This is a genomic window from Nocardia sp. NBC_00416, from assembly GCF_036032445.1.
Taxonomy (GTDB): domain Bacteria; phylum Actinomycetota; class Actinomycetes; order Mycobacteriales; family Mycobacteriaceae; genus Nocardia.
In genome coordinates, this window is record NZ_CP107932.1 from 5,420,680 (window position 1) to 5,443,672 (window position 22,993).

General features: G+C 66.6%; 18 protein-coding genes. 11 read left to right on the forward strand and 7 right to left on the reverse strand.

Features of this window, described 5'->3' with window-relative positions; genetic code table 11:
- Positions 1-64 precede the first annotated feature (64 nt).
- Positions 65-565 (reverse strand): peptidylprolyl isomerase, encoded by a 501-nt coding sequence (locus OG804_RS23295; protein ID WP_328389875.1) that lies wholly within the window; start codon positions 563-565, stop codon positions 65-67.
- Positions 566-758: 193 nt separating this feature from the next.
- On the opposite strand from OG804_RS23295, the gene OG804_RS23300 reads away from it, so the two are divergent.
- From OG804_RS23300 to OG804_RS23325, 6 genes are all read left to right on the forward strand, one after another.
- The gene (locus OG804_RS23300; RefSeq protein WP_442941607.1) at positions 759-4,076 is read left to right on the forward strand and encodes an arabinosyltransferase domain-containing protein; all 3,318 of its coding nucleotides are present in this window, start codon (positions 759-761) and stop codon (positions 4,074-4,076) included.
- Between the two features lie 82 nt (positions 4,077-4,158).
- Positions 4,159-4,383 (forward strand): type II toxin-antitoxin system VapB family antitoxin, encoded by a 225-nt coding sequence (locus tag OG804_RS23305; protein WP_328389877.1) that lies wholly within the window; start codon positions 4,159-4,161, stop codon positions 4,381-4,383.
- Positions 4,380-4,808 (forward strand): PIN domain-containing protein, encoded by a 429-nt coding sequence (locus OG804_RS23310; protein ID WP_328389879.1) that lies wholly within the window; start codon positions 4,380-4,382, stop codon positions 4,806-4,808. Before OG804_RS23305 ends, OG804_RS23310 begins: the two co-directional genes overlap by 4 nt.
- A 113-nt stretch (positions 4,809-4,921) precedes the next feature.
- Entirely contained in the window at positions 4,922-6,940 is a 2,019-nt protein-coding gene (locus tag OG804_RS23315; protein ID WP_328389881.1) for a galactan 5-O-arabinofuranosyltransferase, read from the forward strand.
- A gap of 192 nt (positions 6,941-7,132) precedes the next feature.
- Complete coding sequence (locus OG804_RS23320) at positions 7,133-10,420, forward strand: arabinosyltransferase domain-containing protein (protein ID WP_328389883.1); 3,288 nt, start codon at positions 7,133-7,135, stop codon at positions 10,418-10,420.
- A 122-nt stretch (positions 10,421-10,542) separates the two neighbouring features.
- Positions 10,543-10,704 (forward strand): hypothetical protein, encoded by a 162-nt coding sequence (locus tag OG804_RS23325; protein WP_328389885.1) that lies wholly within the window; start codon positions 10,543-10,545, stop codon positions 10,702-10,704.
- 171 nt (positions 10,705-10,875) lie between these two features.
- Here the strand turns inward: OG804_RS23325 and OG804_RS23330 are convergent, their stop codons facing one another.
- The gene (locus OG804_RS23330; RefSeq protein WP_328389887.1) at positions 10,876-11,655 is read right to left on the reverse strand and encodes a decaprenylphospho-beta-D-erythro-pentofuranosid-2-ulose 2-reductase; all 780 of its coding nucleotides are present in this window, start codon (positions 11,653-11,655) and stop codon (positions 10,876-10,878) included.
- On the reverse strand, positions 11,652-13,127 hold the full coding sequence (locus OG804_RS23335) for an FAD-binding oxidoreductase (protein WP_328389889.1): 1,476 nt from the start codon (positions 13,125-13,127) through the stop codon (positions 11,652-11,654). Before OG804_RS23335 ends, OG804_RS23330 begins: the two co-directional genes overlap by 4 nt.
- A gap of 827 nt (positions 13,128-13,954) precedes the next feature.
- Between OG804_RS23335 and OG804_RS23340 the strand changes: the two genes are divergently transcribed.
- The gene (locus OG804_RS23340) at positions 13,955-14,416 is read left to right on the forward strand and encodes a GtrA family protein (RefSeq protein WP_328398655.1); all 462 of its coding nucleotides are present in this window, start codon (positions 13,955-13,957) and stop codon (positions 14,414-14,416) included.
- 83 nt (positions 14,417-14,499) lie between these two features.
- On the opposite strand, the gene OG804_RS23345 is transcribed toward OG804_RS23340, so the two are convergent.
- The gene (locus OG804_RS23345) at positions 14,500-14,997 is read right to left on the reverse strand and encodes a hypothetical protein (RefSeq protein WP_328389891.1); all 498 of its coding nucleotides are present in this window, start codon (positions 14,995-14,997) and stop codon (positions 14,500-14,502) included.
- 291 nt (positions 14,998-15,288) lie between these two features.
- Here OG804_RS23345 and OG804_RS23350 point away from each other — a divergent pair, with 291 nt between their 5' ends.
- The gene (locus OG804_RS23350) at positions 15,289-15,849 is read left to right on the forward strand and encodes a DUF4282 domain-containing protein (RefSeq protein WP_328389893.1); all 561 of its coding nucleotides are present in this window, start codon (positions 15,289-15,291) and stop codon (positions 15,847-15,849) included.
- 26 nt (positions 15,850-15,875) lie between these two features.
- On the opposite strand, the gene OG804_RS23355 is transcribed toward OG804_RS23350, so the two are convergent.
- Positions 15,876-16,430 (reverse strand): dTDP-4-dehydrorhamnose 3,5-epimerase family protein, encoded by a 555-nt coding sequence (locus OG804_RS23355; protein ID WP_328398657.1) that lies wholly within the window; start codon positions 16,428-16,430, stop codon positions 15,876-15,878.
- A gap of 8 nt (positions 16,431-16,438) precedes the next feature.
- Positions 16,439-17,311: a glucose-1-phosphate thymidylyltransferase RfbA gene (gene rfbA, locus OG804_RS23360; RefSeq protein WP_328389895.1), complete on the reverse strand. Its 873-nt coding sequence runs from the start codon at positions 17,309-17,311 to the stop codon at positions 16,439-16,441.
- 555 nt (positions 17,312-17,866) lie between these two features.
- On the opposite strand from rfbA, the gene OG804_RS23365 reads away from it, so the two are divergent.
- Positions 17,867-18,907 (forward strand): ATP-grasp domain-containing protein, encoded by a 1,041-nt coding sequence (locus OG804_RS23365; protein WP_328398659.1) that lies wholly within the window; start codon positions 17,867-17,869, stop codon positions 18,905-18,907.
- A gap of 39 nt (positions 18,908-18,946) precedes the next feature.
- Positions 18,947-20,929, forward strand: a complete 1,983-nt coding sequence (locus tag OG804_RS23370) for a hypothetical protein (protein WP_328389897.1) — start codon at positions 18,947-18,949, stop codon at positions 20,927-20,929.
- Positions 20,930-20,936: 7 nt separating this feature from the next.
- Here OG804_RS23370 and OG804_RS23375 read toward each other — a convergent pair whose 3' ends face one another.
- Positions 20,937-21,758: an LLM class F420-dependent oxidoreductase gene (locus tag OG804_RS23375; protein ID WP_328398661.1), complete on the reverse strand. Its 822-nt coding sequence runs from the start codon at positions 21,756-21,758 to the stop codon at positions 20,937-20,939.
- Positions 21,759-21,974: 216 nt separating this feature from the next.
- On the opposite strand from OG804_RS23375, the gene rfbB reads away from it, so the two are divergent.
- Positions 21,975-22,985, forward strand: a complete 1,011-nt coding sequence (rfbB, locus tag OG804_RS23380) for a dTDP-glucose 4,6-dehydratase (RefSeq protein ID WP_328389899.1) — start codon at positions 21,975-21,977, stop codon at positions 22,983-22,985.
- Positions 22,986-22,993: the final 8 nt, after the last annotated feature.

Genomic DNA, 22,993 nt, shown 5'->3' on the forward strand with positions numbered 1-22,993 from the left:
GCGTTTCGGTTCGGGTTGTCCCGGATCTCTACCGGGACAACCCGAACCGTCGCGACGATCTCGATCAGCCGGTGATCGCCGCGGATTCGATCACCACGTTTTCCGCCGGTACGTCCTGGTGCATACCCTGCGAAGAAGTGGATACTGCGGCGATCTTGTCGACCACCTCGGTGCCGTCGGTGACGGAGCCGAAAACGGCGTAACCCCAGCCCTGGCCGGCCGGCTGGGTGTGGTTGAGGAAGTCGTTGTCGGCGACATTGATGAAGAACTGCGCGGTCGCCGAATGCGGATCGTTGGTGCGCGCCATGGCGACCGTGTACTTGTTGTTCTTCAGGCCGTTGGCCGCCTCGTTCTGGATGGGCGCCTGCGTCGGCTTCTGCTGCATCTGGCCGTCGAATCCACCGCCCTGGATCATGAAACCCGGGATAACGCGATGGAAAATCGTGCCGTCGTAGTGCCCGGACTTTACGTACTCGACGAAGTTGCGGACGGTGTCCGGCGCCTTCGCCTCGTCCAGCTGGAGGCCGATGGTTCCGTAGTTCGTCTCGAGATTCACCTTGGTCATGCCCCTACCTTTCCATTACCGCCGCCATACCCCGCGCATAAGGGGGTGTTTCCCGGCCGATTGTGCCAGCCGCCCATCTTTACCCTTTTCCGGCGGTTTCCATGCACCGATCGCCGGGTGTGTTTTCGTGCCGTTCGGGTACGCGCCGGGGCACCAACCGGCCCCGCGCGTTGCGCCCAAGTAGCATGCCAGCGTGCCAGAAGTCGCCACCGCAGTACTGACGAAGACGCCACCGGAGCCGGAGCCGAAGGTCGCGCCGAAGGATTTCCGGATCGCGCGCCTCGTCGCGATCATCACCGGCGTCCTGGGTGCGCTCTTCGCGATCGCCACGCCCTTTTTGCCGGTCACCCAGACCACGGCGACGCTGAGCTGGCCACAGAACGACAGTCTGGCCAATGTGCAGGCGCCGCTGATGTCGCAGGTGCCGGTCGACCTCACCGTGAGCATTCCGTGCTCGGCGGTGAACCAGCTACCCCCGCAGGGCGGCATGCTGCTGGCCACCGCGCCCCCACAGGGCGATCGGGCGGCGCTCGAGGCGCTGTTCGTCCGGGTTTCGGAGACCTCGGTGGACGTGGTGGACCGCAACGCGGTCGTGGCCACCGCCGACCGTGCGGAGATGGCGAACTGCTCGGCCATCACCATCCGGTCCGATATCGAGGCCACCAGCGCCGCGTTCGTGGGGCTCACGACCGATACCGGGGAGCCCAATGCGGGCCGGCTGATCGGGGACCTGCGCCCGCAGATGGTCGGTGTGTTCACCGATATGACCGGCGGTATCCCCGCGGGCCTGAGCCTGGATTCGACGATCGACACCCGGTTCATCTCCAGCCCGACCTGGATCAAACTCGTCGCGATCATCGCCGCGGTGGTGTGCACACTGCTGTCCCTGGTGGCTCTGGCGCGGCTGGACACCAGTGACGGCCGCGGCCACCGCCGGTTCCTGCCCGCGCACTGGCTCAAACCCACCATCGCCGACGGCGGTGTGATCGGCATCCTGCTGATCTGGCACTTCCTGGGCGCGAACACCTCCGACGACGGCTACATCCTGAACATGGTCCGGGTGGCGCCGGACGCCGGCTATATGGCCAACTATTTCCGCTGGTACGGCGTTCCGGAGGCGCCGTTCGGCTGGTACTACTACGTGATCCAGCTGTTCTCGGAGGTCTCCACCGCCAGCCCCTGGGTGCGATTGCCCGCGCTGGCCTGCGGGATCCTGTGCTGGATGGTGATCAGCCGCGAGGTGGTGCCGCGGCTGGGCAACGGTCTGCGCGGGGCGCGCGGCCGGGCTTGGTTCGGCAGTGTTCCGCTGTGGACCGGTGGTCTGGTGTTCCTGGCGTTCTGGCTGCCCTACGACAACGGTCTGCGGTCGGAGCCCATCGTCGCCCTCGGCGCGCTGCTCACCTGGGTTTCCATCGAACGCGCGATCGCGACGGCGCGGTTGCTGCCTGCCGCCGTCGCGGTGGTGATCGCGGCGTTCACCCTCGCCGCGGCCCCGACCGGCCTGATGTGTGTGGCCGCGTTGCTGGCCGGTATCCGGCCCATCACCCGCGTCATCGTGCGCCGCCATCGCGAACACGGAACCGTGGCGTTGCTGGCGCCGCTGGCCGCGGCCGGGTTCCTGGTGTTGACGGTTGTCTACAGCGATCAGACCTTCGCCGGTATCCAGGAGGCGAACCGGGTCCGGCAGCTGGCCGGTCCGAACCTGGCCTGGTACGAGGACTACCTGCGCTACTACTACCTGTTCGTCGAAACCGTCGACGGATCGCTGTCGCGCCGCTTCGCGTTCCTGGCGATGCTGCTGTGCCTGTTCACCACGATGCTGGTGCTGCTGCGCCGCCGCCGGGTGCCGGGTATCGCCGCGGGCCCGACCTGGCGGTTGATGGGCGTGGTGTTCGGGACGATCTTCTTCATGATGTTCAACCCGACCAAGTGGACCCACCACTTCGGCGCCTACGCCGGTATCGCGGGTTCGCTGGCGGCGGTCACGGCGGTGGCGGTGTCGGCTTCGGCGCTGCGGGCCCGCAAGAATCGGGCGGTCTTCCTGGCCGGGTTGATGTTCACGCTGGCGTTGGCCTTCTCGGGAATCAACGGCTACTGGTACGTGTCCAGCTACGGGGTGCCCTGGTTCGACAAGCGGGTGGTGCTGGGCGGCATCTCTTCCAACACGGTGATGCTGATCCTGTTCGGTCTGGCCCTGCTGTTGGTCGGCTGGCACGCGTTGCGTGAGGGCTACGCCAAACCACCGACGTCCACCAGGACCGCACGCGGGCGCCGGGTTCGTAAGTTCGCGGCCATTCCGCTCACCGTGGTGGCCGCGGCCATGGTTCTCTTCGAAGTCCTCTCCATGGCCAAGGGCGCGTACTCGCAGTATCCGGCGTATTCGCTGGCCCGCGGCAATATCGACGCGCTCACCGGGCAGACCTGTGGTCTGGCCAACGATGTGCTGGTGGAGTCGAACGCGAACGCCGGGCGGCTGAATCCGATCGTCGATCCCGCGCATCCGCCCACCAACCCGAACGACCCGCTGGCCGGTGTGGATCCGGTCGGCTTCGATCCCAACGGATTGCCCGACGATCTGTCCGCCGACGCGGTCGAGGTGAAACCGGGCACCGGTAACACCTCCAACCAGTCGGTGGGCGCGGCCTTCGCCGAGGGCCAGAACGCGGGTACCGGCGGTGGTCAGGGGGCACAGGGCGTGAACGGCAGCACCGTCGCGCTGCCCTTCGGCCTGGACCCGGCCACCACGCCCATTCTGGGTAGCTACCAGGACGGCGTGCAGCAGCCGGCGTTCCTGTCCTCCAGTTGGTACGAACTGCCGGAGCGGTCGCCGGATCATCCGCTGGTGGTGATCACCGCGGCCGGGCGCATCCTGTCCTACGACGACACCGGCGCGATGGAGTACGGCCAGTCGCTGACCGTCGACTACGGGAAACGGCAGCCGGACGGTTCGGTCAGCTACATCGGGACTTACCTGCCCCGCGATATCGGCCCGTTCCCGTCCTGGCGCAACCTGCGGGTGCCGCTGGACGAGCTCGCGCCCGAAGCCGACGCCGTCCGCATCGTCGCCAACGATCCGATCCTGATCGGCGACCAGTGGCTGGCCTTCACCCCGCCTCGGGTGCCGCGGTTGGAAACGGTCAACGACTACCTGGGATCCGAGCAGCCGGTCCTGCTCGACTGGGCGGTCGGCCTGCAGTTCCCGTGCCAGCGTCCGTTCCGGCATCAGAACGGGGTCGCCGAGGTGCCGAAGTTCCGCATCCTGCCGGACCGCCCGCTGGCCGTGAGCTCGACGAACACCTGGCAGGCCCAGGAGTTCGGCGGCCCGCTCGGGTTCTCCCAGATGCTGGCCCAGTCGACCACGATCCCGACCTATCTGAAGAACGACTGGGGTCGCGACTGGGGCACGCTGGAGCGCTACGACCAGTACTACAACGCGGTTCCGGCGCAGTTGGAGACCGGTGCCGAGACCCGCAACGGGCTGTGGGATCCGGGCAAGCTCCGGGTGTTCTGACCTGCTGACGACTGCGCCGACCGGGCACCGGAATGTACAATTTCCAGTGCCCGGTCGGCGCAGTTTTGTACAGGAGGTCGTTATGTCGCTCACCCATATCGAGATAGACGACGAAGAACTGGAAACCGCGAAGAAACTAGGCGGGCACAAGACCAAGACTGCAGCGGTCGCCGAGGCGTTGCGTCAGTACAACCAGCGCCTGAACCGTGCCGCCGCGGTCGACTACTACTTCGAGCTGGCACGTGACTGGGATATCGAAGGCGCCGAAGCGGCGCATGCGGCGGAGAAGAGGGCCTTCGACCGATGACCGGCTACCTGGTCGACTCCTCGGCGCTGTGGCGCATTCTCCGGGACCGCTCCGTCCTGGATCGCTGGCGGGAAACCCTCGCATACGGTGAGTTCCGTTCCTGCTACCCGCAACGCTGCGAATTCCTGACCTCGGCGCGAAATCTGAAGGAGTATTCGGACTTCTGCCGAATGTTCGACACCCTGTACCGGGATGCCGGGGTGCCCAAGGGGGCCGGCCAATGGATCGGCAAGATGCAGTACTACGCCGCCGAGCGTGGTCGCCATCAATGCCTGTCAGCGGTGGACCTGCAAGTCTGCGCTACCGCCGCACATCACGGGTTGGTGATCGTGCACGATGATTCGGACTTCGTCACCGCGACGCGGCTCTCGGTAGAAATTCAGCAGATCAGTGTGCACGAAGGTCCAGCCGATCCCGGCTACTGACCTTCCCTGCCGACCGGTGCCGTCCGCTTCGTGTGCGCGGCGGTCGGCGGGGCGCCTGCACTAGGCTGACCGACGCCCAGTAGGTGGATCGAAAGCCGGAGGTAAGTACGCCGATGACGACGAGTCGCGGCGCGCGGTTGGTGCGTCAGGTCAGGGCCGGAGTCGGTGAGGCGGTACTCGCCACGATGGTCGCCGTGGTGGTGGTCGCCGTGGGGCTGGTCGCCTTCTCGCTGGTGCAATGGCCGGCGTTCAACTCCTCCAATGTCGTGCGGGCGCTGACCACGGTGGGGCAGGTCGCGGCGGTGGCGCTGGTGGCGGGGTCGATCGCGCTGCTGCGCCTGCGGCGCTCGCGGTGGTTGGCGAAACTGCTGTCCTGGGCCGGTATTTCGGCGTTCGTCACGGTCACGCTGGGGATGCCGCTGGCCGCGACCAAGCTGTACCTGTTCGGGATCTCGGTGGACCAGGAATTCCGTACCGAATACCTGACCCGGCTCACCGACAGTGCCGCGCTGCGGGATATGACCTACGCCGATCTGCCGCCGTACTACCCGGCGGGCTGGTTCTGGTTCGGCGGGCGCGTGGCGAATGTGCTGGGCATGGACGGCTGGGAGGTCTTCAAGCCGTACGCGATCGGGTCGATCGCGGTGGCCGCGGTGGTGTCGCTGGTGTTGTGGACCCAGTTGATCCGCGCGGACTGGGCGGTGGGGGTGACCGGCGCTGCGACGGCTGTGGCCGTCACCTATGCCGCGCCCGAGGCTTACGGCGCGGTGATCGCCATCCTGCTGCCTCCGGTCCTCGTACTGGCCTGGGGCGCGCTCTACCGTCCGGCGGAGATCACTCGCCGCGGCGCGGCGCAGACCGGCGACGCGGACGACGGGTCCCCACGGACCGCCGGTGGCTGGGGGGCTGTGCTCGGCACCGGGTTGTTCCTGGGTGTCGCCGCCGCCTTCTACACCCTGTACTTCGCGTTCGCCGTGTTCACCGTCGTACTGATGGCCGTGGTCGCCGCGGGGCTCGGGCTGCGGGCGCGCTACGCGGCTCGGACGCCGCGGCGGATCGCGACGCATACCGGGGAGTCGCCGGAGCCGGTGGGCAGTGCCGGGCAGGCGATCGGCGCCCCGCTGCTGCGGCTGATCGTGATGGGCGTGATCGCCGCGCTGATCGCGCTGCCGGTGTTCCTGCCGTTCCTGGCCCGGATGCTGGACCGCCCGGCGCTGCAGTCCGGCGGTGCGTTCCACTACCTGCCCGAGGCCGGATCCGAACTGCCGCTGCCGATGGTCCATTTCTCGCTGCTCGGCGCCCTGTGCCTGATCGGCGTGGTCTGGCTGGTGATGCGGGCGAGTTCGTCGCGGCGCGCCCAGTCGCTCGGGCTCGGCGTGGTCGCGGTGTATCTGTGGTCGTTGCTGTCGATGCTGGCCACCGCGGCCGGCTCGACCCTGCTGTCGTTCCGGCTGGAACCGGTGCTGCTGGTGCTGCTCGCCGCGGCGGGCGGGTTCGGTTTCGTGGAGGGCGCCCGCGCGGTGTACCAGGCGCTCAACGAACCGGCGCGGTTCCGCTGGGTGGCCATCGTCCTGGCGACGGCCGGCGCGCTCGCCTACTGCCAGGACATACCCCATGTGCTCGGGCCCGAGATCACCACCGCCTACACCGATACGGACGGGGACGGCAACCGCGCCGACCAGCGTGACCCGTCCGCCGTCAAGCATTACCGCGATATCGACGACCGGCTGCGGGCGCAGACCGGCCGCGAGCCGTCGGAGAACGTGGTGCTCACCGGCGACACCACCTTCCTCGCCTACTACCCGTACTTCGGTTTCCAAGGACTGACCTCGCACTACGCCAATCCGCTGGCGGACTACGCGGCCCGGTCCGCGGAGATCGAGCGGTGGAGCGAACTCGACACCCCGGACGAACTTCTCGACGCGATGGCCGCCGCGCCTTGGCGGGCCCCGGATGCCTTCCTGTTCCGGAGCAGCGGCGAGGAGTACACACTGCGGTTGGCCGCCGACGTCTACCCGAACGATCCGAACGTCCGCCGCTACACCGTCGCGTTTCCCGCGAAACTGTTCGACGACCCGCGGTTCACCACGACCGAAATCGGCCCGTTCACCCTGGTCGTGCTGAACCGCTGAGCGATTCCGGACGGCGCGGCCGTATCCGCCGCCGGAAGGGTCGCCCGGGCAACCTCTGACCGCCGCTCCGGCCGTGCGCGGTCCGCGGACGGGCTCGCCCAGCGGCACCTGTCACGGGCGTACCGCTGCCTCCGCTCGGAGCGCCTGCCGGCGGGTCGCGCCGACTCCGCTCCGGCCGTGTGCGGTCCGCGGATGGGTTCCTCTCAGCAGCACCTATTAGAGTCGAGCCCCGTGCGACCGGACCGATCTCCTCGAGCGTTGAACCGTATCCGCCTGCTGGCCCTCGTTTCCGGGCTGCTCGGGTTCGTGCTGGCGATTCTGGCGCCCCTGCTGCCGGTGCGTCAGGACCGTACGAGCCTGGACTGGCCGCAGGCGGGCGCCGCCAGTGTCGAGGCGCCGCTGGTGAGCTATCAGCCGCTCCGGCTGGATCTCACGGTGCCGTGCCCGGTGCTCGGCGGTGCCGAGGGCACCGTGGTCTCGACGATTCCGGACGAATCGGGCCAGGCCTCGGCTCGGGGGCTGCGGGTCACGGCCACCGGTGACACCCTGTCGGTGGTGCTGCGCGACGTGCCGCTGCTCTCCGCCGAACGCGCCGAGCTGGGCGGCTGCGAATCCCTGACCGTCACCTCGACCGCCGCCGCGACCACCGCGGAGCTCACCGGGACCGCCCGCGCCGACGGGACGGCGTTCCGGGCACAGGTGGATCGGGATATCCGTCCCCAGCTGGTGGGCGTGTTCACCGAGCTCGCCCCGGAGCAGCTCGACGGCATCCGGTTGCACGCCGATATCGACTCCCGGTTCACCTCCTCGCCGACCCCGTTGAAACTCGCCGCCATCATCGGCGCGGTGGTCTGCACGGTGCTCGCGCTGCTGGCCCTGCACCTGCTCGACACCGCCGACGGCCGTCGCGCCCGCCGGTTCCTGCCTGCGCACTGGTGGCGCTTCCGGCTCGCGGACGGCGCGGTGCTGGGGGTGCTGGCCGTCTGGCACATCATCGGTGCCAACACCTCCGATGACGGCTACATCCTGAACATGGCCCGCGTCTCGGAGAAGTCCGGATACCTGGCGAACTATTACCGCTGGTTCGGGGTCCCGGAGGCGCCGTTCGGATGGTCCTACGAGGTGCTGGCGTGGATGTCGCGGATCTCGGACTCCAGCGTGTGGATGCGGTTGCCCACCCTCCTCGCCGGGGTCGTGTGCTGGCTGGTGATCAGCCGGGAGGTACTGCCCCGCCTGGGCGCGCGGGTGCGCGGGAACCAGATCGCGCTGTGGACGGCCGGGCTGGTGTTCCTGGCGTTCTGGCTGCCCTACGACAACGGTCTGCGGCCCGAACCGCTGATCGCCGCGGGTGCGCTGCTCACCTGGTGTTCGATCGAACGCGCTATCGCCACGGCACGGCTGCTGCCCGCCGCGGTGGCGGTGCTCATCGCGGCGTTCTCACTGGCCGCCGGGCCGACCGGGCTGATCTGCATCGCGGCGCTGATCGCGGGTTCGCGGCCCGTTCTGCAGATCATCGTCAAGCGGGCGCGTGGTGGTTCCACGGGTGCGGTGCTGCGGTACGCGAGCCTGATCGCCCCGGGCCTGGCCGCCGGCACCCTGGTGCTGGTGGTGATCTTCGCCGACCAGACCTTGTCGACGGTGATGGAAGCCACCCGGGTGCGGACCGCGATCGGCCCGAATGTGGCGTGGTTCGACGAGCGCACCCGCTGGGATTCGCTGCTCATGCTGTCCCCGGACGGCTCGCTGGCCCGGCGTTTCGGGGTCCTGCTCATGTTGCTCTGCCTGCTCGTCTGCGTGCTGCAGGTACTGCGGAAGGGCCGGATCCCGGGCACCTCGCGTGGTCCGTCGGTGCGCATTCTCGGCATTGTGTTCGCCTCGCTGCTGCTGATGATGTTCACACCCACCAAATGGACCCATCATTTCGGCGTGTACGCGGGCCTGGCCGGTTCGCTCGCCGCCTTGGCCGCGGTCGCGGTGGGCACGAACGGTATCCGGGCTCCGCGCAACCGGGCGCTGTTCGCCGCCGCGGTCCTGTTCCTGCTGGCGATCACCTTCACCGGGTCCAACGGTTGGTGGTACGTGTCCAGTTACGGTGTCCCATGGTGGGACAAGGCCCCGCTGATCGCGGGCAAGGGACTGTCCACGCTGTTCCTCGGTCTCGCCGTGCTCGCCCTGCTGGTGGCGCTGTGGCTGCACTACCGCGCGCCCTATCGCGGCGGTTCGCCGTCGCGGTCGGCCCGGTATGCTTCGGCGCCGCTCACGGTGGCCGCGGCACTGCTGGTGCTCTTCGAGATAGCGTCCTTGACGAAAGCCGCTGTCGGGCAGTACCCGGCGTATTCGATCGCCAAATCGAATTTCCGTGCCCTGGCCGGTGATTCGTGCGGTATGGCCGACGATGTGCTGGTGGAGACCGATACCGCCGATTCGCTGCTGCTCCCGTACGAAGGCGATCCCGCCAACGGTCTGGTCTCCACCGAACCCGGCGCGCAGACCACCGGTTTCACTCCCGACGGCGTCGCCGAGGATCTGACCGCCGACGCCGAGGAAACCGTCTCCGGCAGCGCGAATTCCATCGAATCGGATACCGAGAACAAGACCACCGCCACCACCGGTGCGGGTACCGGCGGCGGTTCCTCGGTCCAGACGGGTATCAACGGTTCGGCGGTGGCCCTGCCCTTCGGGCTGGACCCCGCGCGGACGCCCGTGCTCGGCAGCTACCACAGCGGCGATCAGCAGCAGGCGAAACTCACCTCGCAGTGGTATCGCCTCGATCTGACCGACGCGATGCGCGCCGATCCGGCCTACCGGGTGCTGGCCCTCACGGCCGCCGGGCGGATCAGGTCGGTGGATGCCGACGGTGTGCTCACCTACGGCCAGGACCTCACGCTGGAGTACGGAACACGTGCCGCCGACGGAACCATGAATGTTCTGGGGTCGGTGACCCCGCTCGATATCGGACCCAACCCGTCGTGGCGCAATCTGCGGGTTCCACTGGACCAGTTGCCCCGTGAGGTGAACGCGGTCCGCCTGGTGGCGGTGGACAACGACATCACCGCTCGGCAGTGGCTGGCGGTCACACCGCCTCGGCTGCCGCGGTTGGCCACGCTGGATTCGGTTGTCGGACACACCGATCCGGTCCTTTTGGATTGGCACGTCGGTCTGGCCTTCGGGTGCCAGCGCCCGTTCGACCACAATCACGGCGTCGCGGAGGTCCCGCGGTGGCGGATCCTGCCCGACCGGGTGGGTTCCGATGCCTCGAACGCGTGGCAGGACAGTATCGGCGGCGGCCCGCTCGGCTGGACCGAGCTACTGCTCGAAGCCGATTCGGTAGCCACCTATCTCTCCGACGACTGGGCCCGCGACTGGGGTTCGCTGGAGCGTTTCACCCCGTACCGACCCGACGCCGGCCCGGCGGAACTGACCGTCACAGAGGAGGATCGGGGCGGTTCGAGCACCGATGATCCGATCCGAGTCGGGTGAACTGAGTTGCGCTGCATCGAAACTCGTCTATGATGTGCGATCCGTCACATGTTGGTTTATTTCCACGTGAGGGAACTGTCGAATGGATGACGAAAGCTTTTTCGCGCCGTACCCTGGTTCGCATGAACTCGGCCTTCGACGATATGGAACTGCGCGATCTCGTCGGCTTGCTCACCGATGAGGAGCAACGGGAACTACGACCAACGGTCCTGCGCGTCCTCGGGCGCCTGCCGTCTCAGGAGGTGCTGCGCCGGGAACTGGGCCAGCGAATGACGCGCGTGTGACAGCGGCCGCCGCCACGCGGGTTCGTGGCCGGCCGGGCTTATCGAATACGACGAGGGCCGTCGGTCACCGGATCGGATCCGGTGTCGACGGCCCTCGAGTTTTCGGGGTGGGCCCACACCCACCGGCCGACCCGGATACGGGTGCGACCGGCGTGCGGCGGGAGATTTTGATCAGACGGGGAGCTTGCGGAAGATCGGGCGCGGAATATGGCGCAGGATCATCATCACGTACCGGAACGCTCCCGGCGCCCAGATGAGCTCCTTGCCCGACTCCGAAGCGGCCACCGCCAGCGCGGCGACCTCTTCCTTGTCCACCGTGAGCGGGGCCTCCTTGGCGCCGGTGGCCTTCCAGTGCTCGAGCGTGGTCGTGGTGCGCACCTGACCCGGGCGGATCACCAGCACCCGCGGCCCGAACGGGCGCAGCGCCTCGCCCAGACCCAGGTAGAAACCGTCCAGACCGGCCTTGGTGGAGCCGTACACGAAATTGGACCGCCGCACCCGCTCACCGGCCGCCGAGGACATGGCGATGATCCGGCCGAAGCCCTGGGCCTTCATCTTCTCGCCGATCAGCACGCCCACCGACACCGCGGCGGTGTAGTTGATCTGTGCGATCTGTACAGCTTTGCGCTGGTCCTGCCACAGTTCCTCGGCATTGCCGAGCAGGCCGAACGCGACAATCGCGACATCGATGTCGCCGTCGGCCCAGGCCTGCTCGACCACCTTCGGGTGGCTCTCGGTATCGAGCGCGTCGAAGTCGACGATATCGACCTGACTCGCTCCGGCCGTCTTCATCTGGGCGACGGCGGTATCGCTGAGCGGATCGTTGGGCAGGGTGGCCAGGATCACCCGGGCCGGCCCCTTCTTCAGATACTCCGCAACGATCGCGAGGCCGATTTCCGAGGTCCCGCCGAACAGCAGAATGGACTGCGGATTGCCTACCGCGTTGATCACTGAAGCTCCAGCCTTCTCGCCATATCGGACATGAAAACGCCTGTGGGGTCGACGCTGCGGCGCACTTTGATCCACTCGTCGATCCGGGGATACATCTGGTGGAAGGTTTCGGCGGTAGTGCGCGAATCCTTACCGGTGTAGAGCCGCCCACCGAATTCCAGGACCCGCCGGTCCAATTCGGTGACGAAATCATTGAGACCGGGCGCGATCGGGAAGTCCAGGCAGACATTCCAGCCCGGTATCGGGAAACTCAGCGGCGCCTGGTTGCCCTCGCCGAACATCTTGAACACATTGAGGAACGAATAGTGCCCGCTGGCCTGGATATCGATCAGGATCTGCTTGAACTCCTGAACCGCTTCCGGCGGCACCACGAACTGGTACTGCAGGAAACCCCGCGTCCCGTAGGCGCGGTTCCATTCGCCCAGCATATCGAGGGGGTGATAGAAAGCCGTCAGGTCCTGCGGCTTCTGCCGGTAGGTCGCGCCCTTCCGGTACCAGACCTCGGTGGCCAGCGTGAATGTCTTGTTGTTCAACAGTCCGTTCGGGAAGACATCGGGGAACGTCAAGAACGTCTTCCCGGTGAAACCCAGCGGATTCTTGCGCAACTTCTTCGGCAGCTGATCCAGTTTGGCCAGCGAACCGCGTGAGATCACCGCGCGGCCCAGCTTCGGCATCGGGCTGAGCGCGTCGAACCAGGCCGAGCTGTACTCGTAGTTGTCCTCGGAACCGTCGCTGTGGAAAGCGATGGTCTCGTCGAGTCCCGCGGTCACATCGCCGTCGGCGATGAAATACGCGGTCTCGGTCGGCGTCATCTCGATCGTGGCCCGCAACACGATGCCGGTCAGCCCGCAGCCGCCGATCGTGGCCCAGAAGAGTTTGGCGTTCTTCTTGGGGCTGATGGTCTGGACCTCACCGTCAGCGGTGAGCAGTTGGATGGACCGCACATGGTTGCCGAAGCTGCCGGCACTGTGATGGTTCTTACCGTGGATATCGGACCCGATCGCGCCACCCACGGTGACCTGCCGGGTGCCCGGCAGTACCGGCACCCACAGACCGAACGGCAGCGCGGCCTGCATCAGCTGATCGAGGTTGACGCCCGCGTCGACGTCCACCAGCCGGGTGTCCTGATCGATGCGGTGGATCTTGTTCAAGGCGGTCATATCGATGACCAGCCCGCCCGCATTCTGCGCGTTGTCACCATAGGAACGGCCGAGACCGCGGGCGATGACACCACGCCGCAGATACTCGGGTTTACCGTCGTTATCCTCGGCGACCATCGCGACCGCGCGGGCGATGAGTTCGGGATCGGTGGTCGAGAGCACTTCGGCGGAGGTCGCCGCGGTGCGGGCCCATCCGGTGAGCGTCCTGGTTCGCGTGGGTAACGTGAACCCTGCGCCGGCGGTAACTGGTTCGCCGGCCGGCGGGGTATCCGTACCGGACGCCTGGGTCGAGGTCGGGGCTTTCGTGGACATCGGCTTAGAGGCTACAGGCAAGCTGTTTACGGCGTCGGCTGTGTCTATGGCGCCGCCTTCGGCGGCGCGGGGTCGGGGCCCTCGTCAACCCCGGTTAGGGGTGTTGGGCATCGAAACCGCTTCTCATGGCATTCGGTCTATCTGATCAATGTCATCTTGGGCGGTCTCGCGCTCGGTGGCGCCCGGACTGATCCCGAGTCCGGGCACCCCGTGTTCACCGATGAGCGGCCAGCGCTGCCGCGAGGCCACCGACACCGCCTTCCGCCGAAACGGCCGCTGACGGGGATGCGGCGGCGCATGGGGGTGGGTGTGTGATTTGTGAAGGTGAGGAAGTCGGCTCACTTGTGAGGGGAGAGAGGTGGGGTTGCTCGGGAAGGTCTGTGTTTATTTGCGCCGCCTTCGGCGTCGCGGGTCGGGGCCCTCGTTAACCCCGGTTCTTCACTCCTGCGCTCAGTCGCTGCGCTCCTTCGCTTCGTCGCTCCAGAACCGGGGCGGGCCCCGACCACCGAATGGTGACCATCCAGATGGACGTGAGGTCGTTGTGGTCGGGGTGTGGTCACCTGGGGAGGTTCACAGTTGTACAGGTGCTCGATGGCGGGCCCGGGCCGCTGTCGGCGCGCTCGGTCGTTGCGGGCCTCGCTCTGGCGGTCCGGCGTCGGGGGCGGGCCCGATCAGGGATGCTGGGCATCACTGGGGTGGGTCCGACCGCGCATGTCGGTGACCCGCGAACCCTTGTCGGGGGTGGGACAAGTAGATTTCCGGCGGTGTTCCCTGAAAGCAACGCAGTGGGCGGGAGCGCCCGGGTAGCGCCGGGTGAGCCCGGGGAGATGTCCGGCTCGCCCGAGGAGTCGGCTGCCGTGGTCCCCGAACCGGAGAATTCTGGATCCGAGAGCGCGCAGATCGGCCTGGTCACCCAGTTGGTCCGGTTCGCCGCTACCGGTGCGCTGTCGGCGGTGGTCGACTTCGGGCTCTACTTGCTGCTGCTCGAAACGGTGGGCCTGCCGGTGAACCCGGCCAAGGCGGTCGGCTTCATCGCGGGCACCACTACGGCCTACCTCATCAATCGGCGCTGGACTTTCAACGCGGCGCCCAGCCGGGCCCGGTTCATTGCCGTGGTGATCCTGTACGCACTGACCTTCTGTGTACAGGTCGGGATCAACTGGGTCTTCTACCAAGCCTTCGAAGAGGGTGTGTGGTGGCGCGTTCCGCTCGCCTACGTCATCGCGCAGGGCACCGCCACGGTCATCAACTTCGTCGTGCAGCGCCTGGTCATCTTCCGCATCCGTTAGTCACGCGAGCAAGCGCGGCACTGAGCCCCGGTCGTCGATACGACCGGGGCTCTGCTTTCGGGTGTACGGGTCCGCGGTGCCGCTCAGGCGCAGGCGACGCTGGTCAACCGGTGTGACCGCCGAACGCGGGCGGAACGTACCGCCGCGCCGAGCGCGACCACCGGCGGCACCCAGCGGGCCTCGTCCGGGCTCACGCTCCAGCTGGCCGAACCGGCCGAGAGGTGAGTCGGCGGCAGCGGGATGCCGTCGCCGTCGGTGTGCACGACCGCGCCGGCCTGCCGCAGCGCCTCGACGGCCCGCTGGGCCTTGCGCATTCCGGTGACCAGGTGGATCTCCCGACGCTCGGCGCCGGGAATCTCGATCACCGGTCCGGACAGGTTGTTCGCGCGCAGATACCGGCGGACCGACGCGGCCAACTCCCCGGTGACCTCGACGGCGGACGTGTCTTCGTCGGTGATCAGGCACAGACCGTTGGTCGTTTCGGCGACCGTCCAGCCACGCTGGGCGTAGTCCCGCGCGGCCGCGGACTTGGCAGCCGCCGAGACGGAAGTCGGAAACGTCGTACGCACTGTCATCTCCATTCCCCGGTATAAATAAGCTCCGGCATTCATGGGTCGTATCGGTGCCGGGTGCCCGTGGCGTTACGCCGTTCCAGGGAATTTTTTCGACTGTCGGCTTCCTCTCATTTGTGGCGACAGTCGACGTCCACTGGTACAACGCGTTCGGCGAGGTCCGGGTTGGCTTCGGCCACGGAATCCGGGAAGGATTCCGGTATGGCCAGTGAGTCAGCGGACGAGTCCCCGAGAACCGGTCCCGCGGCCGGCGGGGCACCTGAACCGACGGTTCCATCGGCGCCTGGTACCGGCGCCGGAGTGAAACCCCCGGACGAGGACGATACTGCCGAATCGGCCGCGCGGCGAATCCGCCGGAAACTCAGCTGGCGCGCAGAGGCCGCGCAACGGTTCGCCGACGCGGCGGCGGCCGAAGAAGAAGAGGAGAACGGTCCGGCACCGGGCGGCGGATCCGGGGCGGTCCGGCAGTGGGGCGCCGACGCCGTTCGCGGGCTACTGGATATGCAGTTCCGCCGACCGGCGACGCGCACGCTGCTGCCGCTGGTCTATCTGCTCGGGCTGGTGTTCGCGGTGGCCGCGCCGGTCGCTCTCACGGTTGCGGCCTGGCGGATCTCGACGCTGCTCGGGGTGCCGGCGGCCCTGCTGGCGATACCGTTCGCGCTGACGATCGCGGCCGCGGTCCGGCTCTTCCTCGAGTTCCTGGTGAACGCGTCCAGGTTGGCGACCCGGGTGGAACACATCAGCGATCTGGCCGACGACCTGTTCCAGGTGCTCTCCGAGGTGGCCGAACCGGTGAATCAGCTGTCCGAGGACGTACGGGCGGTGCAGTTCTGGCGATTCCGTCGCGGTCCTCGCAAATAATCGCCGTGCCCCGCGCGGTCGGAGTGTCAGCGGTCGCGTAGCCGCGGCGCCGCCGCGTCCTTGGCCGAGCGCAGATATGTGAGGCGCTGTCCGTCGCGCCCGGTTTCGGGCCAGTCGATGGCCAGATCCGGATCGAAGGCGTCCATATCGTGGTCGTACTCGGGGCTGTACTCGAGCGAGCACAGATAGGTGAGGACCGAATCGTCCTGCAGTGACAGGACCGCATGCCCCAGCCCCTCGGACAGGAAGAGCGAGCGGCGGTCGACATCGTCGAGCAGCACGCTGTCCCATCGGCCGTGGGTGGGGGAGTCGGGCCGCAGATCGACGACGACATCCAGGAACGCGCCGTGCACACAGCTCACGTACTTGGCCTGGCCGGGTGGGTCGTCGGTGTAGTGGATTCCGCGCAGCGCCCCGGCGGCGGAGACCGACGTATTGACCTGCAGCAGATCGAAGGATCGGCCGGTGGCCTTCTCGAACTCCGCGGCCCGGAAGGTCTCGGCGAAGGCTCCTCGATCGTCACCGTGGATCTTCGGCGTGAAAACCCAGGCGCCGGGGACCGACAGCTCATTGATCCGCATCTGCACACTCACCAACTTCGTCCGTGCTCGAGTAGATCGAGCAGGTATTTACCGTAACCGGAGCGGGTGAGCGGGTCGGCGAGCAGGCACAGTTGCTCGTCGTCGATATAGCCCATCCGCCAGGCGACCTCCTCCGGTACGCCGATCTTCAGGCCCTGCCGCTCCTCGATGGTGCGGACGTAGTTGGCGGCGTCCAGCAGTGAGTCGAAAGTGCCGGTGTCCAGCCATGCGGTACCGCGGGCCAGGACGTCGACGCTGAGCCTGCCGGCTTCGAGATAGGCGCGGTTGATATCGCTGATCTCGTACTCGCCCCGGGCCGAGGGCTTGAGACCGCGGGCGATCTCCACCACATCGTTGTCGTAGAAATACAGCCCGGGCACCGCGTAGTTCGAGCGCGGAACCTTGGGCTTCTCCTCGATCGAAATCGCTTTGCCGTCGACGAATTCGACCACGCCGTAGGCGGTGGGGTCGGAGACCCGGTAGGCGAAGATGGCGCCGCCGTCGATATCGGCGAACCGGTGCAGGCTGGTGCCCAGTCCGGGCCCGTGGAAGATGTTGTCGCCCAGCACCAGTGCCGCCGAGTCGCCGCCGATATGGTCCGCGCCCAGCATGAAAGCGCAGGCCAGGCCATCCGGAACGGGCTGCACCACGTAACTGATCGTGATCCCGAACTGGGATCCGTCGCCGAGTAGCCGGGTGAACGATTCGGCGTCCTCCGGAGTGGTGATGACCAGGATGTCCCGAATGCCGGCCAGCATGAGGGTGGACAGCGGGTAGTAGACCATCGGCTTGTCGTAGACGGGCACCAGCTGTTTGCTCACACCGCGCGTGATCGGATGCAACCGCGACCCGGTGCCGCCCGCCAGAATGATTCCGCGCATGTTCGGTCAGTGTGCCAGCCTCTGTGGTGGACTGTGCGTGCGGCAGCCCCCGGAGCCCGGTGCCGGATGTTCCCGGGCGATGTACCCGACCACGGACCGGACCCGCGTACGCTGCCGGAGGACGACCCGATACGCCCCTGCCACTGTTTGGTGACCGGCCTTCCGGGGTACTCGATGGAAATGAGGGCGACACAGGGGTCCGATCCAGATCCATCTCGATATTTTTGATGCGGATTCGGGCGAACGGTCGCCCGAGTTCTGTGCCGGTCCGGCTTTCCGTACCCGGTATATGAGGTTTGCGCCCTCGAGATCCGATAGGTGAGAAAGAAAGATTGAGAGGGGAACGTTTTGTCGGTTCCGGATTTGGAATCCAGAAATCGAAACCCGGATAAGGGATATATCGCTCTTTTGGGTTGGAGTCTGAATGCTGTCGAGGCGATCGATCGTTTCGATCGACGCTATGTGGTCGTAGCTCCGGAATGGGCGGAGGAGTACTGCACCGCCCACGAGATACCATATATTCCCTGGAACTTCGAACGGTTGAACGACCGCTCCATGGAAATTGCCGAGACGTTGCGGGATATGGGGGTGGACGTCGCCATACCCATCTTCGAGGAAACTGTCGAATGGGCGGGCGCGATAAATTCGGTGCTGCTGAACAACCCTCGATTGTTCGGTCAGGCGATGCTGTTGCGCGATAAAGCCCTGATGAAGCGGCGAGCCCAGCTGGGTGGTATTCGGGTGGGAATTTTCGAGGAAGCCCACGAGCGCGACGACGTCATCCGCTTCCTGAAGCGGGTCAACCAGACCCTGCTGAAGCTGGACGGCGACCCCAACGACCCGATCCACGTCAAGGCGTTCGACAAGGCGGGATGCCTGGGCCACCGGGTCATCCGGACGCCCGACGAGATCGACACCATCCCCGACGACGAGTTCCCGGTGCTGATGGAATCCCATCTGGACGGGTGGGAATTCGCGGTCGAAGCCTGGATCCACGACGGCAAGATCCGGTTCCTCAACATCTCGGAATACGTCACGCTCGGATATTCGGTGTTCGTCCCGGCGACTCCGGAACTCGAACAGTATCGGCCGGAGATCACTCGCCAGGTGGAACGGCTGATCAAAACATTCGATATCGATTTCGGTTTCGTCCATCCCGAGTACTTCGTCACCAGTGACGGTGAAATGTACTTCGGTGAGGTCGCCTACCGGCCGCCGGGTTTCAAAGTATTCGAGTTGCTCGAACGGTCGTACGGGTTCAACGCGTACCACGGGTTGGTCCTGGCTTTCGACCCTAAGACGACCGAGGACGAGATCGAAGCCTTCTTCCCGAAGGAAGTGGTGGACGCAAAGGGGCATGCCGGATGCTTCGGAGTCTATCCGCGCCGTCGGGTGGTCAGCCAGCTGTCGGTGCCGGACGAGACCGAAGATCATGATTATTTCGAAACGCACGAACTCACGGCCCCCTTGGCCGAGAAAGTGACCAAACGTACCGCATTCGGAAACCATTGGGGTCTTCTGTACTTCTTCGGAGACGACCCGTACACTCTGCGGGATCTTCTGAAAAGGCAGGAAGAGCTCGATTTCTATATTTGATCCGTTGGAAGTAAACGGTTCGTCGGGGAGGTTCGGCGATTGAGTCCACTCGGTAGCGGTGGGGCGTCCCTGGACAGGCATCTGGCCACGTTGGACGACGCCACGCAGTCGCTCGCGGCCGCCAGCCCGTTCGGTAAGCAGGTGAAGCTGTCACGGGTGCTCGGCGCGTTGCGCCGGGTGCTGCTGCTCCCGGGCGGCTGCGCGGCGGTGCGGGCACGGGCGGCGCAACTGGATTCCGCCGGACTGTTCCTCGGTACGGACTGGGCGAGACCGCAGATCCTCATCCCGTCGCTGAGCGGTGGTTCCCTGCGCAGCGCCAACGCCGACACCGTCGTACTGGAGACGGTGAGCGACCTGCGCCTGCTCGCGGTCGCCAAGGGCGAGTACGTGCACGCCCTGGTCTCCGCCGAGCAGGCCTTCCATCATCTGTCGCAGGTGCTGGCGATCAACCTCTCGCTGCTGTTCACACCTCCGACCGAGGCCGAGCGTGCGCAGCAGGGACGCATGGCCCAGGTACCCCGGGAGCTCATGCGGCACCTGGTGGAGGAGGTGGGCTACGAGAAGGTGCTGGAGAATCTCGTCGACGAGATCTGGCGGATCCTGCGACAGCGCCCGATCCAGGTCGATTCGGTCAAGCAGATGATCACTCAGATCGCTGTGGCGCGCAGCAACCCCGATATCGATCTGGGGGCGGGGGCGCTCGGCGCGGACCGGCTGATCAGCAGCATCTACGGCACCACCGACGCGTGCCGCGAGGATCCGGGCGTCGAGGTGTACCGCACGCGCCTGGAGACGATGGACGACAGCGCGCTGCAGTACGAGACAGCGGGATTCGCGCGGTCGATGCACGACACCGGGCTGGTATCGCCGTACCACGCAGTCCTGCTCCGCTTCCTGCTCGGCAAAGGGGAATATCACCTGGCCGAGGCGCTCGGATTGTCCAGCACCGGCCGCGAATGTCTGCTGTGCTACCACGAACTCGTGCGCCGGCTGATCTATGAGGCCGTCCACGTCGAGACGGCCCAGTGTATCTACGGGCTGGCGTTGCTGCTGGAACGCGGCATCCTCTACCAGCCCCCGGTCGCGCCCGCGCTGTGGCGGCAACTGGCACTGCAATTGTCGCCGCACGCGACCGAGCGGCTGACCCAGGTGTTCGGGCCCGCGCCCGACGCACGGGCCCGGTTGCTGGCGGGCATGCTGTCGATCCTCGGTCAGCCGCTGGGCGTCGGCCAGGGCGACAACCCGACGTGCCAGTCCGCCCGGGCACTGTCGATGTGGTCCTACAACGACCCCGACTATCTACTCCAGACACTGGCGTGGGCCGCCCGCGACGACGAGGTCGTGATGCATTTCGAGGGCGAGTCGATCTCCTCGCGCGACAGCGTTTCGGGCGTGGCCACCGAGCTACCGATGGACCTGGACCCGGTATCCGTGCTGATAGTGCCGCATCTGGACCGGATCTACGCGGAAATGGGCCGGCGCTGCGTGGGCCGCGACGGCGACCCGCATCGCTGGATCAATCCCGAGTTCCACGGTTGGTGGTCGGGCCGGGGTTTCCGGATCAATGTCGATGTGGCGACCGGGAACCTGACCGATCTCGACGAGTTCCTACGGCACTTCTATGCCAGCTACCACCCGTTCTACAACAAGAATCAGCCGTTGATCCACCCGCAGCCCGCCGGTGTCGCGGTCACCGACAGCGCGGCCCGTTTCGTCGGCTGGCACGCGATCACGATCCTGCGGGTCGCCCTCGATCCACAGGATCGGATGCGCGTCTACTTCTACAACCCGAACAACGACAGCGGTCAGGACTGGGGAGACGGTGTCGTGGTCGGCACGGCCGGTCACGCGGAACGGTTCGGGGAGGCGTCCCTGCCGTTCGAGCAGTTCGCCTCCCGGCTCTACATCTTTCATTTCGATCCGCTGGAGCCGGGTGAACTGGCGTCGGTCGACCGCGACGAACTCGACAGCGTGATCGGCTATGTCCACCGCAGCTGGGGAGCTGACCGGCTGCCCGCCTGAACGCGTCTCAGTCCTGATATCGCGCCACCAACTTCGCGAGTGCATCCAGTTCACGCAGCGTTTCCGCTTCGGGCATCGTCTCCAATTTCAGGGTCACGCGCTGCACCCCGGCCGCGGCGTAGGCGTCCAGGACCGCCGGGTCCGGTGGACCCGGCGTGACCGTGACCGGAAGACCGTTGCCGGTGAACCCCGCCAGTTGGGCCGCGACCGCGGCCGGATCGGATACGCCGTTGGGTATCCAGCCCACACCGTGGCGGACCGCGCGCCGCGCGGCGGCCTCCCCGCCGCCGATGAATATGGGCGGATGCGGCCGCTGATGTGGTTTGGGCCAGGCGAACATGGGATCGAAATCCACGAATTCGCCGTGATATTCGGCGACCTCCTCGGTCCAGATCCTGATGATGGCTTCGAGCTGTTCGTCGAGGAGGGCGCCGCGGGTGCGCGGATCGGTGCCGTGATCGGCCATCTCCTCCCGGTTCCAGCCGACGCCCACGCCGAAGACCGCGCGTCCGCCGGAGATCTGGTCGAGGGTGGCGACCTCTTTCGCGGTGTGGATCAGGTCGCGCTGGATCAACAGGGTGACACCGGTCCCGAGGATCAGGCGGTCGGTGACCGCGGCGATCGCTCCGAACGCCACGAACGGGTCGAGGGTGCGGAAATACACGCGCGGCAGGTCGCCGCCACCGGGATACGGGGACTGCCTGCTCGCGGGGATATGTGAATGCTCGGCGAGGAAAAGCGATTCGAAGCCGCGTTCCTCCAGTGCCGGCCCGAGCGCGGTGCCGCTGATTCCCTCGTCGGTCAGAAACGTGTTGATTCCGATCTCCATGATCGAACCGAACGTCGTGCCCACCCCGGAATATTTCTTCGGCCGGTCACGACCGGCCGGGTGCGGGCAGGGGTTCGGCGTGTATGCCGCCGGCGATACCGAGCGAGAATTCGTTCGGAGCGTTCGAGGTGCAGGCGATTCCCGTTATCGGAATGCCTCGCGAAAACGGGCCCGATCACCGGCCGGACAGTAGTCGCCGCGAAGTAGAGTGGACCGGTGCGTCTACTCGTCACCGGTGGAGCCGGGTTCATCGGAGCCAATTTCGTCCAGCACACCGTCGCCGAGCGCCCGGAGGTGACGGTGACCGTGCTCGACGCGCTCACCTACGCGGGCAACCGTGCCTCACTCGATCCGGTCGCCGATCGGATCGACTTCGTGCACGGCGATATCGCGGATCTGGACCTGGTCGACGAGCTGGTCAGCGGGGTGGACGCGGTCGTCCATTTCGCCGCCGAATCGCACAACGACAATTCGCTGGCCGAACCCTGGCCTTTCGTGCAGACGAATATCGTCGGCACGTATTCCCTGCTCCAGGCGGTGCGGCGGCACGCCGTGCGGTATCACCATGTCTCCACCGACGAGGTGTACGGAGATCTGGCGCCCGCCGATCCAGCGTTCACCGAGAACACCCCGTACAACCCCTCCAGCCCGTACTCGGCGACGAAGGCGGCCAGCGATATGTTGGTCCGCGCCTGGGTGCGCTCCTTCGGCCTGCGCGCCACGCTGTCGAACTGCTCCAACAACTACGGGCCGTACCAGCATGTCGAGAAGTTCATTCCACGCCAGATCACCAACCTCATCGACGGGGTGCGGCCGCGGTTGTACGGGGCCGGGCATCAGGTGCGCGACTGGATCCACGTGGACGACCACAACCGCGCGGTCTGGGACGTGCTGGAGCGGGGCCGGATCGGCCGGACCTACCTGATCGGGGCGGACGGCGAACTGGACAACCGCACGGTGGTCGAATTGCTGCTCGCCGAATTCGGGCGTGAGCCCGATGATTTCGATCATGTCACCGACCGCGCCGGACACGACCAGCGCTACGCGATCGATTCGAGCGTGCTCCGTTCCGAACTCGGCTGGACACCCCGTTTCGCGGACTTCCGGGCCGGACTCGCCGCGACCGTCGCCTGGTACCGGGAGCACGAATCCTGGTGGCGTCCGGTCAAAGCGGCCACCGAGAGCGCCTATGCCGAAGCGGGGGAACGGACCATCACGGTCCCGTGAATCGCCGG